This window comes from Neisseria zalophi, assembly GCF_008807015.1.
Taxonomy (GTDB): domain Bacteria; phylum Pseudomonadota; class Gammaproteobacteria; order Burkholderiales; family Neisseriaceae; genus Neisseria; species Neisseria zalophi.
In genome coordinates, this window is record NZ_CP031700.1 from 1,099,595 (window position 1) to 1,114,484 (window position 14,890).

Annotated in this window: 13 protein-coding genes; 6 read left to right on the forward strand and 7 right to left on the reverse strand. The window is 47.4% G+C overall.

The window, feature by feature from the left end:
• Positions 1-53: 53 nt before the first annotated feature.
• Positions 54-2,810, forward strand: a complete 2,757-nt coding sequence (secA, locus tag D0T92_RS05030) for a preprotein translocase subunit SecA (RefSeq protein WP_151050816.1) — start codon at positions 54-56, stop codon at positions 2,808-2,810.
• Between the two features lie 104 nt (positions 2,811-2,914).
• Here the strand turns inward: secA and D0T92_RS05035 are convergent, their stop codons facing one another.
• The 4 genes from D0T92_RS05035 to glmM form a co-directional block, all read right to left on the reverse strand.
• Positions 2,915-3,142 (reverse strand): DUF2798 domain-containing protein, encoded by a 228-nt coding sequence (locus D0T92_RS05035; protein WP_151050818.1) that lies wholly within the window; start codon positions 3,140-3,142, stop codon positions 2,915-2,917.
• Between the two features lie 166 nt (positions 3,143-3,308).
• The gene (gene speB / locus D0T92_RS05040) at positions 3,309-4,277 is read right to left on the reverse strand and encodes an agmatinase (RefSeq protein ID WP_151050820.1); all 969 of its coding nucleotides are present in this window, start codon (positions 4,275-4,277) and stop codon (positions 3,309-3,311) included.
• A 228-nt stretch (positions 4,278-4,505) separates the two neighbouring features.
• Positions 4,506-5,171: a DedA family protein gene (locus D0T92_RS05045; protein ID WP_151050822.1), complete on the reverse strand. Its 666-nt coding sequence runs from the start codon at positions 5,169-5,171 to the stop codon at positions 4,506-4,508.
• A 230-nt stretch (positions 5,172-5,401) separates the two neighbouring features.
• On the reverse strand, positions 5,402-6,754 hold the full coding sequence (glmM, locus tag D0T92_RS05050) for a phosphoglucosamine mutase (protein WP_151050824.1): 1,353 nt from the start codon (positions 6,752-6,754) through the stop codon (positions 5,402-5,404).
• A gap of 249 nt (positions 6,755-7,003) precedes the next feature.
• On the opposite strand from glmM, the gene D0T92_RS05055 reads away from it, so the two are divergent.
• Positions 7,004-7,438 (forward strand): hypothetical protein, encoded by a 435-nt coding sequence (locus D0T92_RS05055; RefSeq protein ID WP_151050826.1) that lies wholly within the window; start codon positions 7,004-7,006, stop codon positions 7,436-7,438.
• A gap of 181 nt (positions 7,439-7,619) precedes the next feature.
• Here the strand turns inward: D0T92_RS05055 and D0T92_RS05060 are convergent, their stop codons facing one another.
• Positions 7,620-9,161 carry an L-lactate MFS transporter gene (locus D0T92_RS05060; RefSeq protein WP_151050828.1) on the reverse strand — a complete coding sequence of 514 codons (1,542 nt, stop codon included), beginning with the start codon at positions 9,159-9,161 and terminating at the stop codon, positions 7,620-7,622.
• 408 nt (positions 9,162-9,569) lie between these two features.
• Here D0T92_RS05060 and nadE point away from each other — a divergent pair, with 408 nt between their 5' ends.
• On the forward strand, positions 9,570-10,367 hold the full coding sequence (gene nadE, locus D0T92_RS05065) for an NAD(+) synthase (protein WP_151050830.1): 798 nt from the start codon (positions 9,570-9,572) through the stop codon (positions 10,365-10,367).
• Positions 10,368-10,444: 77 nt separating this feature from the next.
• On the opposite strand, the gene D0T92_RS05070 is transcribed toward nadE, so the two are convergent.
• Together D0T92_RS05070 and bioA are read right to left on the reverse strand one after the other, a co-directional pair.
• Positions 10,445-10,981: an NUDIX hydrolase gene (locus D0T92_RS05070; RefSeq protein ID WP_151052983.1), complete on the reverse strand. Its 537-nt coding sequence runs from the start codon at positions 10,979-10,981 to the stop codon at positions 10,445-10,447.
• A 28-nt stretch (positions 10,982-11,009) separates the two neighbouring features.
• On the reverse strand, positions 11,010-12,299 hold the full coding sequence (bioA, locus tag D0T92_RS05075) for an adenosylmethionine--8-amino-7-oxononanoate transaminase (protein ID WP_151050833.1): 1,290 nt from the start codon (positions 12,297-12,299) through the stop codon (positions 11,010-11,012).
• 209 nt (positions 12,300-12,508) lie between these two features.
• Here bioA and metZ point away from each other — a divergent pair, with 209 nt between their 5' ends.
• From metZ to folP, 3 genes are all read left to right on the forward strand, one after another.
• On the forward strand, positions 12,509-13,681 hold the full coding sequence (metZ, locus tag D0T92_RS05080) for an O-succinylhomoserine sulfhydrylase (protein WP_151050835.1): 1,173 nt from the start codon (positions 12,509-12,511) through the stop codon (positions 13,679-13,681).
• 81 nt (positions 13,682-13,762) lie between these two features.
• The gene (locus D0T92_RS05085; protein ID WP_151050837.1) at positions 13,763-13,969 is read left to right on the forward strand and encodes a DUF2788 domain-containing protein; all 207 of its coding nucleotides are present in this window, start codon (positions 13,763-13,765) and stop codon (positions 13,967-13,969) included.
• 69 nt (positions 13,970-14,038) lie between these two features.
• Positions 14,039-14,884: a dihydropteroate synthase gene (gene folP / locus D0T92_RS05090; protein WP_151050839.1), complete on the forward strand. Its 846-nt coding sequence runs from the start codon at positions 14,039-14,041 to the stop codon at positions 14,882-14,884.
• The last annotated feature ends 6 nt before the right edge of the window (positions 14,885-14,890 follow it).

Here is a 14,890-nt window from a genome sequence, read left to right on the forward strand (position 1 = left end):
CTCTATCGAATCTATTACGGAGTGTGTGGAAACACTTCGTCACAGGAAATTTCATGCTTACTAATTTAGCTAAAAAAGTTTTTGGCAGCCGTAATGACCGCCTACTGAAACAATATCGGAAAACCGTATCAAAAATCAATGACCTGGAACCTAAAATAAAAGCTTTGAGCGATGATGAGCTTAAAGCCAAAACACCGGAATTCAAGCAACGTATTGCCAACGGCGAAAGCTTGGATAGCATCCTTCCAGAAGCGTTTGCTGTTTGTCGTGAAGCCAGCCGTCGGGTGTTGGGTATGCGTCATTTTGATGTACAACTTATCGGCGGTATGGTGTTACACAACGGTAAAATTGCCGAAATGCGTACCGGCGAGGGTAAAACACTGGTTGCCACACTTCCCGTTTATTTGAATGCGTTAACAGGACGTGGCGTACACGTTGTGACCGTGAACGATTATTTGGCTTCGCGTGACGCGGGTATTATGGAGCCGCTGTATAACTTTCTTGGGCTGACGGTGGGTGTGATTGTCAGCGATATGCAGCCGTTTTTCCGACAAACTGCCTATAATTCAGATATTACATACGGTACCAATAACGAATTCGGTTTCGATTATCTGCGTGACAATATGGTGACCGACCAATACGATAAAGTACAACGTGATTTGGCATTCGCCGTTGTGGACGAAGTGGATTCAATTCTGATTGATGAAGCGCGCACGCCGTTGATTATTTCCGGACAAGCCGATGATAATGTTCAGCTTTATCAAGTTATTGATCAGGTTCCGGGGAAATTGCACCGCCAAGAAACAGAAGAGGGTGAAGGCGATTACTGGGTAGATGAAAAAGCCCATCAGGTTATTTTGAGTGAAGCGGGCCACGAACATGCCGAGCAGGTTTTAACCGACATGGGTTTGCTGCAAGAGGGTGATTCGCTTTACTCTGCCGGTAATATTATGCTGATGCACCATTTAATGGCAGCATTACGTGCCCACACCTTATTCCATAAAGATCAACATTATGTGATTCAAGATGGTGAAATTGTGATTGTCGACGAATTTACTGGCCGCTTGATGGCCGGTCGTCGTTGGTCAGAAGGTTTACACCAAGCAGTTGAAGCGAAAGAGGGCGTGGAAATCAAACGTGAAAACCAAACTTTGGCTTCAATTACGTTCCAAAACTATTTCCGTTTATACGACAAATTATCCGGTATGACCGGTACGGCCGATACTGAAGCATTTGAGTTCCAAAGTATTTATGGCCTTGAAACTGTGATTATCCCAACCAACCGTCCGATGCAGCGGAAAGACTACAACGATCAGATTTTCCGTACCGCCGAAGAAAAATACGAGGCGGTAGTAAACGATATTCAAGCTTGCTTTGATAAAGGCCAACCCGTATTGGTTGGTACAACCAGCATTGAAAATTCTGAGTTGGTATCCCGACTATTGACCGAAGCCGGTTTGCCGCACAATGTTTTGAATGCGAAAGAGCATGAGCGTGAAGCCTTGATTGTGGCACAAGCCGGTAAAACCAGTATGATTACTGTGGCTACCAATATGGCCGGACGGGGTACGGATATTGTGTTGGGCGGTAATGTTAAGCACTTAAGCGATGCCATTATGGCAGATGAAACCTTAAGCGATGAAGAAAAACAAGCGCGTATTTCATCGCTGGAAAATAACTGGGAGACCGAGCACCGACGTGTTTTAGAAGCGGGCGGTTTACATATTATCGGTACAGAACGGCACGAAAGCCGCCGTATCGACAACCAACTGCGTGGCCGTGCCGGTCGTCAGGGTGATCCGGGTTCCAGCCGTTTCTATCTTTCGTTTGAAGATCCATTGTTGCGTTTATTTGCTTTAGACCGTGCCGCTGCCATTTTGAACCGCTTAGCCCCTGAGCGCGGGGTAGCGATTGAGCACAGCCTGCTGACCCGACAAATTGAAGGAGCGCAGCGCAAAGTGGAGGGGCGCAACTTTGATATGCGTAAACAGGTTTTGGAATACGATGATGTGGCAAATGATCAACGTAAAGTCATTTATCATTATCGTAATGAAATTCTCACCAATAAAGATGTCGGCGATTTGGCTCAAAGTATTCGTGATGAAGTCGTGGCAGATTTGGTAAATATTTATATGCCGCCGGATACCATGGAAGAAGAGTGGGATATTCCGTCTCTTGAGGCGCAATTGGCTGGAGAATTTAGAATTCAGGCCGATATCCAAGGATGGTTAAAGCAAGACAATACTTTGGATAATCAGGATGTTAAGGAGCGCTTGGTTCAGCAGGTAGAGAAAGAGTATGCAGCTAAAGTTGAATTGGTCGGTAAGCAAAATATGAGTGGTTTTGAGCGCAATGTCTTGTTGCAGGTGATTGACAGCAATTGGCGTGAACATCTTGCTGCGATGGACTATTTGCGTCAGGGTATTCATTTGCGTAGTTATGCTCAAAAAAACCCCAAGCAGGAATACAAACGTGAAGCATTTATTATGTTTGAAAACCTGTGGGCAGGCATCAAACAAAGTGCTGCTTCTTTGATGACCAGTGTTGAGGTTGAGCAGTCTGACAATATTGTTGCCGAAAGCGAGCCGCAGGAACCGGCTATGATGCAAACGATTCATTCCGGTGCGCCGACTATGGAAGATGTATTGGGTGAGTCACGCCAAGAGTTGGCAACCGAAGCGTTTGACCCTACCGGCAATGATTTCAGCCCTGAGGCATTGGCGGCACAAGGATTGAATGTGCATCGAAATGATCCTTGCCCTTGTGGAAGCGGTAAAAAATACAAACATTGTCATGGTAAGTTAAATTAATTGGATAACCGCAAAAAAGCCTGCTTCAACTAAAGCAGGCTTTTTATTATTCAAGAAAAGGCCGTCTGAAAAATAGATGGTAGAAGGCAAGTATCCTTTAAATTTTAGCTTTCAACAGTTAAATTGACTAATTTTAAAACCAATGGCTTGATAGCCAATAGGCTGAAAAAGGCAATTGGCCAAGCCACAATATAAGCGTGGAAAAGCCGGTAAGGAAAATTTGTTAATCCATTGTTTAATATAATTAATATGCTGCTGACGATAAATACCATAATTGCAGAGGTATAAAATGAAAAAGCGATGCCTGTGTATTTTTTAGAAAGTTTTTTCATGGGTATTTTTTGTATACTAAAATTTGAATATTGAAAGAGGAGTAGTTTCTAAACTTATGATGTACGGTGTCTATAATTGGTTATCAATAAGGGATATTTTTATCAAGAAACAAGGCATCGGTTGCTAGAATCAAACAGCTGATGCCTTTTATTGAGCTAGAATAGTTTAAAGATTACCGGCTACTTTTTTATTCCTCATTAGGCAAAGCATATCAGCAGCCACGTGGGCGGCAGCAATAGCTGTGATTTCGGCATTGTCATAAGCCGGAGAAACTTCCACAACATCCATACCGACAATATTTAAATCACCCAAACTGCGGATAATGCCCAAGGCGGTATGGGAGTTTAAGCCGCCGGGAACGGGGGTGCCGGTGCCGGGGGCAAAGGCGGGATCCAAGCAGTCGATATCGAAAGTGATATAGACAGGGTTGTCGCCGATAATATCGTAAATACGTTTTACCGTTGCCTCTATGCCATTTTCGTTTACCCACGGTGCAAACAGCATATTCATGCCCATGAAATCGCTATTCCATGTGCGGATGCCGACTTGTGCCGAAGTTTCAGGTTGAATCAAGCCCTCTTTAATGGCTTTATAGAACATGGTGCCGTGATTGAGCGATTCGGGCGCATCATCCGGCCATGTATCGCAATGGGCATCGAAATGCAGCAGGCTCAAAGGTTTGCCGTATTTTTCGGCATGGGCTTGCAACAGGGGATAGGTAATAAAATGGTCACCGCCGAATGTGAGCATTTTGGCAGAACTATTGTTGATAATGTCGCGGGCGTGTTGCACGATGGTTTCGCGGATTGTCCACGGTTGGTGCGCATCAAACCAACAGTCACCGTAGTCGATAACGGCCAAGTCGTCGAAAGGATCAAAGCCCCAAGGGAATAGGTTTAACTCGGCAAGCTGTACGCTGGCGGCGCGGATGGCGGCGGGGCCCAAACGTGCGCCGGGGCGGAAAGTGGTCGCTAAATCCAACGGTACGCCTGACACAACCACGTCAACGCCGTTTAAATCACGGGTGTAGCGTCGGCGCATAAAGGATAATGCACCGGCGTAAGTATTTTCTATGGTAGAGCCTTGTAGGGATGTGCGTCGGAATGCGCCATCGCCGTAGATATGTTCAGTCATATTGGTGTCCCTGATTATTTTTTCAGACGGCCTTATTGATTCAGATATACGGCCGTCTGAAAAATAGAGCCTGTGATGTGATTTTAGATTATCAATAATTTTATATGGGGATAAAATTATATTTATAAAGCAATATATTACTTAGATTGTTGTAATACTCGGTTTTGTTTTGCGAAGAGAGATAAATTATCTTCGACCAATCCGAGGTTGGCCGAAAGCTATCAGGTTTTATTTGGGCGGGATTTTAGATTCTTTCCGTTTGCGGCGTATGATGCGGATATTTTCACGATAAAAGTTCAGACGGCGGCGTTTTTTCCACCAAAAATACAATAACACCAGAAGACCAATACCGATAACCACAAATAAACCGTATTGGAATTGGTGGATTTTTTGCATAAGCCATTCCCGGTTTTCTGCACCGTAGGAGCCGAGATAGACCCATATTGGTACGGAAATTAAGGCGGCCAAGCCATCCATCATAATAAAACGCAATACGGAAACTTTTCCACTGATACCGGCACTAATAAAAATAGGGGTACGTAAACCGGGTAGAAAGCGGGCGACAAATAATACTCGGTTTCCGTATTTATCAAATTTTTCCTGTACTTGGGCATAACGCTTCGGTGTCATCACGCGGGCGATAAAACGTACTTTTAAAATTTTATGGCCATACCAACGGCCGGCCATAAACATTAAGCCGTCGCCTGCCAATACACCGAGTAAGCCGACTAAAACCATCAGATGGACATTGGTATATCCTAATCCGGATATGACACCGCCTGCTGCGAGGGTAATATCTTCGGGGATGGGTATGCCCAGCCCGCAAGCGAGTAGTACAGAAAATACCGCTGCATAACCGTATTGAATGAAAAAAGCTTCTAAAATCGCAAGCATATAGCTTGTGTTCCTTATTGGTTTGATTATATGGAATATAGTAGGGTTCTATCCGAATCAGGCCGTCTGAATCATATTGATATACTGACTTAACATTTCCCTTGAGTTCTTCATTATTTATAAAATAAATTTTCAGACGGCTCTATTAGTAGTTTGCTGATAACAGGCCGTCTGAAATAGGGTGGATACCAATTATATACTTTGATGATATCTTGCCTTATTTTTATTTTTTACGCCTTGTCGGCAGAAGCAGCGCTTTGGATGGCTTTGGCAATACGTTCAGCGCCTTTTTTCGCCCATTCGGCATCAGCGGCTTCCACCATAACACGCACTACGGGCTCGGTGCCGGAAGCGCGCAAGACTACGCGACCTTTGCCTTCCAATTCTTTTTCAACTTCTGCTAAAACCGTTTTGGAAGCACTTTCCCAGTCCAAACCTTTACGTATGCGCACATTGATCATGGTTTGCGGAAAAGCTCGCCAGTCGGCACATACAGTCGGCAGGTCTTGTTTAAGGATGCGTAAAGCCGCCAAGACTTGCAGCGCGGAAATAATACCGTCGCCGGTATTGTGTTTATCCATACACAAAATATGGCCGCTGGCTTCACCACCGATTAACCAGCCGCGTTGTTGAAGCTGTTCGAGCACATAACGGTCACCGACTTTGGCACGGCAGAACGCAATATTTTGCTCTTTGAGCGCCAATTCCATTCCCATATTGGTCATAACAGTGCCGACCACACCGCCGATTTCTATGCCTTCGGCGGCACGGGCTTTGGCAATCACATAAATCAGGCGGTCGCCGTCGTAAACCTTGCCGTTTTTATCCACCATCATCAGGCGGTCGCCGTCGCCGTCGAGCGCGATGCCGTAGTCGGCTTCATTTTGCAAAACCGCCGCTTGCAGGGCTTTTGGGTGGGTTGCACCGCATTTTTCATTAATATTATAGCCGTTCGGTTCGTCGCCGATGGTTACGACTTTAGCACCCAATTCATGGAAAACTTTCGGTGCCACATGATAACCCGCACCATTGGCGGTATCGACAACCAGTGTTAACCCGCGCAGATCAAGATTGGCAGGGAAGGTTGATTTGCAAAATTCGATATAACGGTCGTCGGCACCACTGATACGGCGGGCACGGCCGAGTTTGTCGGAGGGCAGGGTTTTTAACTCTTCATCGAGCTTGGCTTCTATTTCCAATTCGATTTCGTCGCTGAGTTTCACGCCGCCTTCGGCAAAAAATTTGATACCGTTATCCGAATAAACATTATGTGAAGCCGAAATCATGACGCCGGCCGACAAACGTAGGGCTCGGGTCAGGTAGGCAACGCCCGGTGTCGGCAGGGGGCCGGTTTGAATCACATTTACGCCGGCAGCGGTAAAGCCCGCTACCAAGGCAGCTTCAAGCATATAACCTGAAATGCGGGTGTCTTTGCCGATTAATACCGTCGGCTTGTGTTCGCTGTCATGCTGAACCAATACTTGGCCTGCCGCATAACCGAGTTTCAATACAAAATCAGGGGTAATCGGAAAAGTACCCACTTCACCGCGCACACCGTCGGTACCAAAATATTTTTTTGCCATAAATACACTCCGTTTCTCACTTGAAACAGTATTGTAAAGCAGCGCCGCGCCGCTATCCAGCGGTTTACAAGGTTTTTCGGTTGTGGTTTTTTAGCCTGCTAATTATACGGCATAAACCGCTTGAATGGGATATTTATAGTCGCTAAAAAACAAAGGGAATATAATATGACAATTGGTCGGTAATGCCGGCTCTTGCCAATATATATTGATGCAATAAGACATGGTTTTTAAGGTAGATTAACAATCAAAATGAATTTCGATTTAAAAGATGATGCCGTTTATCAACGGGAGCTGCAATATGCTTTACTGTATCGTAAAAAAAGCTTTTTGGGACGTGCTTCTTTTGTGAGTATTTATGTTTTATTTATCATTATATGGTCATTAGACAGATGGTATAGCGTATGGATTATCAATTACAGTAAAGTAAGATCAGGCCTATTTGTATTATTATTTATCGTGGCATTCTTTTGTCCTATCCATATTTTAATCTTTGGCCGTTGCCCTAAATGCAGAAAAGTCCAGCCTGGTGGTTATCGAGGAGCAGAGGTGGGCGGTGAAGGGGTTGGCCTGTCTCGTGGCAATGGCTTTACACCTTTTAGGAAACGCTGTTATTTCTGCGGAACATATTTATCAGTGAAGCAGTTGGAAAAAGATAAATTAAAGCAGCAGACTAACGCCGAGTAATATATGATTATTTAAGGCCGTCTGAAAGCCGTCTGTTTGTTTGGAATGGTTTTCAGGCGGCTTTTTTATAACCATAATCAATCGACAATGGCAACACAATAAGCGCTTACTGGGTCGGGTGCTGTCCATAAAAAGGGGATTTCAGACGGCCTGAAATCCCCTTGTATAAACTTTTGTTGGTTTATCGGAATAAATCCACCACTTTCACAAATACCATAATCACACCGTAGGCCAACGGAATAGCTACGACCGCCCAACGCCACCATACGCTGATACCGCCGTGTGACACTTCTTCGGCCGCCAGATAAGCATCGGAAAGCGTGGTTTCATCTTTGGGGTTATGACTTTGTGCTGCATCGTGGATACTTTTATCGTGATGTTTTTCATGTACGGATTTCACCAGCATATTACATACCAAGCCGGCGATTAATAATGCCGCCATAATATACATGGTGATGCTGTACGCCTGTGCCGCTGGTACGCCGCTGTTGATCTGCCCTTGACGGATATAATTCACCAATACCGGCCCTAAAACCGCAGCGGTCGACCAAGCCAACAGCAGGCGGCCGTGAATCGCGCCGACTTGGAATGTGCCGAACAAGTCGCGTAAGTAGGCCGGAATGGTGGCGAAACCGCCGCCATACATCGACATAATCACACAGAATCCAATCACAAACAGCGCTTTATTGCCGCTTTCGCCGATGGTGGGAATGGCAAAATACAAAATCGCACCGAGTACAAAAAACAGCATATAAGTGGTTTTGCGGCCGATTTTGTCGGAAATGCTCGACCAGAAAAACCGCCCGCCCATATTAAACAGACTGAGCAGACCGACGAATCCTGCGGCGGCGGCAGCGCCGACAGCCGCATCTGCGCCGACTGATGTGGTAGAAAACAACTCCTGAATCATCACCGATGCCTGCCCGAGTACGCCGATACCGGCGGTCACGTTCAAACACAAGATGCCGAATAACAGCCAAAATTGCGGTGTTTTCATCGCCTGTTTCACATTCACATGATTTTGGCTGACTAATTTTTTGCTTTTAACAGGGGCGACAAATCCGGCCGGTTTCCAATTCGGGGCGGGGATTTTGATGGTGAACACACCAAACATCATAAAAATAAAATAAAAAATGCCCAATACCACAAACGTAGCGGCAACGCCGGTAGATGAGGTACTGGAAAAAGCATTCATTAACGTTACTGATAACGGCGAAGCCAACATAGCGCCGCCGCCGAACCCCATAATTGCCAATCCCGTCGCCATACCGGGTTTGTCGGGAAACCATTTCATCAATGTCGATACCGGCCCGATATAGCCTAAACCCAAGCCCACGCCGCCTAAAACACCGTTGCCCAGATAGAGCAGCCATAAGTTATGCAGCGATACGCCAAGTGCCGACACCAAAAAACCCAAACCAAAACAACATGCCGCCACAAACATGGCTTTACGCGGGCCGACACGTTCCATCCAAGTGCCGAATAAAGCCGCCGACGCACCCAATACGGCCAAGGCGATGCTGAATATCCAGCCGACGGTGGTCAGTTGCCAATCGTCCGGCGCAGATTCGGTGATGCCGATGATTTTGGTGAGCGGGGCGTTAAATACGGAATAAGCGTAAATTTGTCCGATAGAAAGGTGGACGGCCAGAGCGGCAGGTGGAACAAGCCAACGGTTGAATCCCGGTTCGGCTATGGTTTTAGATTTATCTAAAAAAGACATGAACTTCCTTTAAGTATAAAAGCAGGAGGTGCGCACTGGTAAACACATTTTCTCTACTTGCGTTGCCGGTGTGTACAGGACTTCTGTGCCGGCATTCAAGGTAATGGTTGGTAGTGCGCACGACTGTAAAAAAAAGATATAAAACGTACCCGTCTGAAACTTATTAGATTCTAACCGTGTCGAATTTTGTGCAGTAGATGCAACATTTTTTCATGTATTCCAGCCATAAACAAGGCCGTCTGAAAACTTTACTTTCAGGTGGCCTTAAATCAAGTTATATTGCATTTTTAGAAATTATTTATTTATCGTAAAAATCAATGCCGGATAAACTTTAGAAAATGTAAATTGCCGGCCTGATATTTCGAATAACAAACCTTTATTATTTAAAAATACAGCAAAGGACACACCATGCAAGCACACGCCGTTATCGACCATATTACCGGTTGGCTGAAAGATTATCATGCCACAGCCCATTCTAAAGGTTTTGTTGTCGGTGTGTCGGGTGGGGTTGATTCTGCTGTGGTTTCTATTTTGGCCGCCCGTACAGGATTGCCGACTCTTTTGTTGGAAATGCCTATCCGCCAGAAAGAAGACCAACGCGAGCGGGCGCTGGCGCATATTGAAGACCTGAAGCAGCGTTTTCCTAATGTAAAAGCCATCAGTGTGGATTTAACGCCGTCGTTTAATACCTTTGCCGAAACGGTTGAGGTCGACGAAAGCGAATATCCGGCCAAACAGCTTGCCTTAGCCAACGCCCGTTCACGCCTGCGTATGATGACGCTTTATTATTACGGGCAACTCAACGGCTTTTTGGTTACCGGTACCGGCAATAAGGTTGAGGATTTCGGGGTCGGCTTTTTTACCAAATATGGCGACGGCGGTGTGGACATCAGCCCGATTGGCGATTTATTGAAAACACAGGTATATGAATTGGCGGCCGAATTGGAAGTGATTGAGTCTATTCAAAAAGCCCAGCCGACCGACGGCTTGTGGGATACCGACCGCACCGACGAACAACAAATGGGTGCGACTTATCCGGAATTGGAATGGGCGATGAGCGTACACGGCTGGAACCGCCCTGAAGATTTTGAAGGCCGCCAGCGTGAAGTATTGGAAATTTATACACGCCTTAATCAGGCTATGCAGCATAAGATTAATCCAATCCCTGTTTGTGAAATTCCGCTTAAATTATTGAACGGGTCGTAATCGCCTTTTAAATTACAAGCAGAGGCCGTCTGAAACTTTCAGACGGCCTTTGTGTTATTAATTCCATTGCAGAGGGATTAACTGTTCAGTAGCCAATATTGCAAGCCGATAAGGGTTTTGGCATCTTGGATTTCATTGTTTTTTAATGCGGCTTTCACTTCGTCGCGGGTCAGTAGCACAGTTTCGGTAAACTCGTCTTCATCATTTTCCAAAATACTGCCTTCTTTCACCCCTTCGGCCTGATAAAGATACATCAACTCGTCGCAGAAACCGGGGGCGGTGTAGAAGGTGTGGAGCAGTTTAACGCGCTCGGCATTGTAATGCGTTTCTTCTGCCAGTTCGCGCAGGGCGCATTCGGCAGGGTCTTCGCCGTCCACATCCAGTTTGCCGGCGGGCAATTCGAGCAGAGCTTGGTCGCAGGCGTAGCGCCATTGCCGTACCAAAACGATTTCGTCTTTATCGGTTACGGCCAATACGCAGGCGGCTCCGGGATGGCGGATAACAATCCGTGTACCTTCGTTGCCGTTGGGCAGGCGGACGGCATCGCGGGCAATGGTAACAAAAGTGCCTTGAAAAATCGGCTCGGAGCTTAATTGCGTTTCTTTTAAATCCATCATTTTTCCTTTATCCGTTCAATATGATTTAGAGAAATAAGTCGTTATGGCCGACCGCTTCACCAATGGTGTCGGTCAGCCGTGTTAATTCAGCCGGCGTGCTAATAAACGGCGGCATCAGATAAATCAATTTGCCGAAAGGCCGAATCCATACGCCGTGTTCGACAAAAAAGCGCTGTATGGCGGCCATATCGACAGGGCGTCGGGCTTCGACTACGCCGATGGCACCGATAAAGCGGATGTCGGCCACATTTTCCTGTTGCCGCAATGGGGTAAGGGCCGTCTGAAAATGTTGTTCGATAGCGGCAACTTGTTGCGGCCATTCGTTGCGCTGCAAAATCTGCATATTGGCTTCGGCAACGGCGCAGGCAAGCGGGTTGCCCATAAAAGTGGGGCCGTGCATAAAAACCCCTGCTTTGCCGCTGCAAACGGTTTCGGCTATATGGCGGGAAGTGGCTGTTGCCGAAAGTGTCATCATACCGCCGGTTAAGGCTTTGCCGATACACATAATATCGGGCTGAATACCGGCATGTTCGCAGGCAAACAGTTTGCCGGTGCGGCCGAAGCCGGTGGCGATTTCATCGAGAATCAACAGGATGCCGTATTCGTCGCACAACGAACGCACCTGTTTTAAATATTCGGGATGATAAATGCGCATCCCGCCCGCACCTTGCACCACCGGCTCTAAAATCACGGCGGCAATCTCGGTATGGTGTTGTGCCAAGGCCGTCTGAAAAGGCAGGATGTCTTCGGCCTGCCATTCGCCGTCAAAGCGGCTTTGCGGCGGGGAAACAAAAATATGTTCGGGCAGAAAATGGCGGTATAAGCTGTGCATCGAGTTAACCGGATCGCATACGCTCATCGCACCGAAAGTGTCGCCATGATAACCGCGCGCTATGGTGAGGAATTTGCTGCGCGGTTTGCCGCGTGCATGCCAGTATTGCAAGGCCATTTTCAATGAAACTTCTACCGCCACCGAGCCTGAATCCGCGAGAAAAATGCAGTCGAGGTTGTCGGGCAACATGGTTTTCAGGTTTTGGCACAAACGAATGGCCGGTTCGTGAGTGATGCCGCCGAACATCACATGCGGCATGGTATCCAACTGCCGTTTGGCCGCCGCCACTAATTCGGGATGGTTGTAGCCGTGTTGGGCGCACCACCAAGACGACATACCGTCTATCAAACGGCGGCCGTCTGAAAGTTCGAGGTAGACCCCTTCGGTGCGGGCAACGGGGTAAACAGGTAAGGGGGTGCTTATCGATGTATAAGGATGCCAGATATGGCGGCGGTCGAAATCTAAAGCATGGGAATCAAGCATAATAATGAAAAGGCCGTCTGAAAGTATTCGGATGATTATATAGCAAAGCAGCCGGTATTTTTGAAAATGGGTGAGGGCGATATCGGTTTGCAATCACTTAAGAAGGTTGAAAGCCAAGATAAATAGGCGCAAAATGTTGACAATTTTTGGGCCGTACTTTTTTCAGACGGCCTTTGTTGTTGACAGTATTTGAGTGTAGAGAAGGAATCATGAGCGATAATAAACTTCATCCGGAAACACTGGCTATTCGCGGTGCAAAAAGCCAAACCGAATATCGGGAACACAATCAGGCAGTATTTTTAACCAGCAGTTTTATGTTTGACGATGCTGCACAAGGTGCGGCTTTGTTTGCCAAAGAAATCGAGGGCTTTACCTATTCACGCACGGCCAATCCGACCGTAGCAGCTTTCGAACAGCGCATAGCCTGTTTGGAGGGCGCTGAAAAAGGGGTGGCCGTTGCCACCGGTATGGCGGCGATTCAGGCCGCATTGCTTACCTTTTTGAAAGCAGGCGACCATTTGGTGGCAGGGCAGAGTTTGTTTGGCACGACGGCAGGATTTATCAACGGCATCGTATCGAAATTCGGTATTGAAATTACCTTGGTGCCGCAAACCGATTTGGCGGCATGGAAAGCGGCGGTAAAAGAAAACACCAAAATGCTGTTTGTCGAAACGCCGTCGAACCCGTTGAGCGAGATTGCCGATATTCAGGCGTTGGCCGATATTGCGCACAGTGTGGGCGCATTGTTGGCGGTGGATAATAGTTTTTGTTCGCCGGCGATACAGCAGCCGCTGAAGTTCGGGGCGGATTTGGCGGTCGAATCGGCTACGAAAGCGATTGACGGCCAAGGCCGCGTATTGGGCGGTGTGGTATGCGGTCGCGCCGATTTAATCAAAGAGATAGCGATGTATGTCAATTCTTCCGGGCTGGCGTTGTCGCCGTTTAGCGCATGGGTATTGCTCAGCGGCGTGGAAACTTTGTTTGTGCGCATGGAACGGCAGTCGGCCAATGCTTTGCAGGTGGCACAGTGGCTGCGCGGCCATGAGCGGGTAAAAGCGGTTTACTATGCGGGGTTTGACGACCATCCGCAAGCCGATTTGGTGCGCAAACAGCAGGTATCGGGTGGTATTGTGATCGGCTTTGAAGTAGCGGGCGGCAAAGAAGCGGCATGGAAAGTGATTGATACGCTGAAGCTGTTTTCGAAAACGGCCAACTTGGGCGATGTGCGCTCGACCATTACCCACCCTTGGACAACCACGCACGGTAGAATGACCCCCGAAGCTAAAGAAGCGGTCGGTATTGAGGCAGGGTTGCTGCGTTTGTCGATCGGTTTGGAAAACGTACAAGATTTGATTGCCGATTTGCAACAGGCGCTGGCTTAAGTTTCAGATGATTTCAGACGGCCTGATAGTCAATACATATTATCAAGGCCGTCTGAACGACACACTATTGAGGATAAGAAAATGGATGAAGCGGTTTTCTCTGAGTGGGCATTGAAAATCCTGTTAACAGGGTTGGTGATTTTTCTCGGCTTTATCGTATGGGATCTCGGTAAAAAATCGAAAGCTGGAAAATTCGGTATGTTTGTATTGTTTTTGGTATTGGGGCTGGGCGTGTTCGGCTTTATATTCAAAAATATATTGATAGAATTTTTTGTTTTGCAAAAATAACGGCAACAAAAAGGCCGTCTGAAAAGCCCGTATTGCTTTCAGACGGCCTGATATTTTTAAGGATGGGTAATGGTAGCGACATATTGGCAGGCAGGTCGTTTTCAAGTGGATTTGACCGAGCCGAAAGTCATGGGAATTGTGAATGTGACGCCGGATTCGTTTTCAGACGGCGGTGTGTATTCCAAAGATGTTCAGACGGCCTTGAAACATGCCGAGCAGTTGGTTCGCGAGGGTGCCGATATACTTGATATCGGCGGCGAATCGACCCGGCCGGGTGCGGCGGAAGTCTCACCTGAAAACGAATGGGCGCGGGTGTCGCCGATATTGAAAGAGGTGGCAACGTGGAATATCCCCGTGAGCTTGGATACGCGCCGTACGGTGGTGATGCGGCAGGCGTTGGAACAAGGCGGTGTGGATATTGTTAATGATGTTTCGGCGTTGAGTGATGAGGGTGCGGTGGCATTGTTGGCCGAACAGCCCGATATCGGCATCTGCCTGATGCACATGCTGGGCATGCCGGCGACCATGCAGGAAAACCCGCAATATCAGGATGTGGTTAAAGAAGTGGCCGACTATTTGAGTGAGCGTACCGCCGTGTGCGAAGTGGCGGGTATTGAGCGCCGCCGTATTGTGTTGGATCCCGGTTTCGGTTTCGGTAAAAACCTGCAACATAATATTGCCCTGATGCGGCATTTGGATTTGTTGCTGAAACAAACAGATATGCCGTTGTTAATAGGTATTTCCCGCAAACGTATGATTGGCGAATTAAGTGGTGAAGCTAATGCTGCAGATAGGGTATACGGCAGCGTGGCCGGTGCGATTGCGGCAGTGGCACGCGGCGGGCAGATTGTCCGCGTGCATGATGTGAAAGCTACGGTCGATGCCTTGAGGGTGTGGCAGGTGTTGGGCGTTTGATTCGGA

Coding starts and splice junctions, on each gene's coding strand:
- folP (WP_151050839.1), top strand. CDS start 14,039: ATGGTAGCGACATATTGGCAGGCAGGTCGTTTTCAAGTGGATTTGACC.
- speB (WP_151050820.1), bottom strand. CDS start 4,277: ATGACTGAACATATCTACGGCGATGGCGCATTCCGACGCACATCCCTA.
- glmM (WP_151050824.1), bottom strand. CDS start 6,754: ATGGCAAAAAAATATTTTGGTACCGACGGTGTGCGCGGTGAAGTGGGT.
- metZ (WP_151050835.1), top strand. CDS start 12,509: ATGAGCGATAATAAACTTCATCCGGAAACACTGGCTATTCGCGGTGCA.
- nadE (WP_151050830.1), top strand. CDS start 9,570: ATGCAAGCACACGCCGTTATCGACCATATTACCGGTTGGCTGAAAGAT.
- D0T92_RS05085 (WP_151050837.1), top strand. CDS start 13,763: ATGGATGAAGCGGTTTTCTCTGAGTGGGCATTGAAAATCCTGTTAACA.
- D0T92_RS05035 (WP_151050818.1), bottom strand. CDS start 3,142: ATGAAAAAACTTTCTAAAAAATACACAGGCATCGCTTTTTCATTTTAT.
- D0T92_RS05055 (WP_151050826.1), top strand. CDS start 7,004: ATGAATTTCGATTTAAAAGATGATGCCGTTTATCAACGGGAGCTGCAA.
- D0T92_RS05060 (WP_151050828.1), bottom strand. CDS start 9,161: ATGTCTTTTTTAGATAAATCTAAAACCATAGCCGAACCGGGATTCAAC.
- D0T92_RS05045 (WP_151050822.1), bottom strand. CDS start 5,171: ATGCTTGCGATTTTAGAAGCTTTTTTCATTCAATACGGTTATGCAGCG.
- bioA (WP_151050833.1), bottom strand. CDS start 12,299: ATGCTTGATTCCCATGCTTTAGATTTCGACCGCCGCCATATCTGGCAT.
- secA (WP_151050816.1), top strand. CDS start 54: ATGCTTACTAATTTAGCTAAAAAAGTTTTTGGCAGCCGTAATGACCGC.
- D0T92_RS05070 (WP_151052983.1), bottom strand. CDS start 10,981: ATGGATTTAAAAGAAACGCAATTAAGCTCCGAGCCGATTTTTCAAGGC.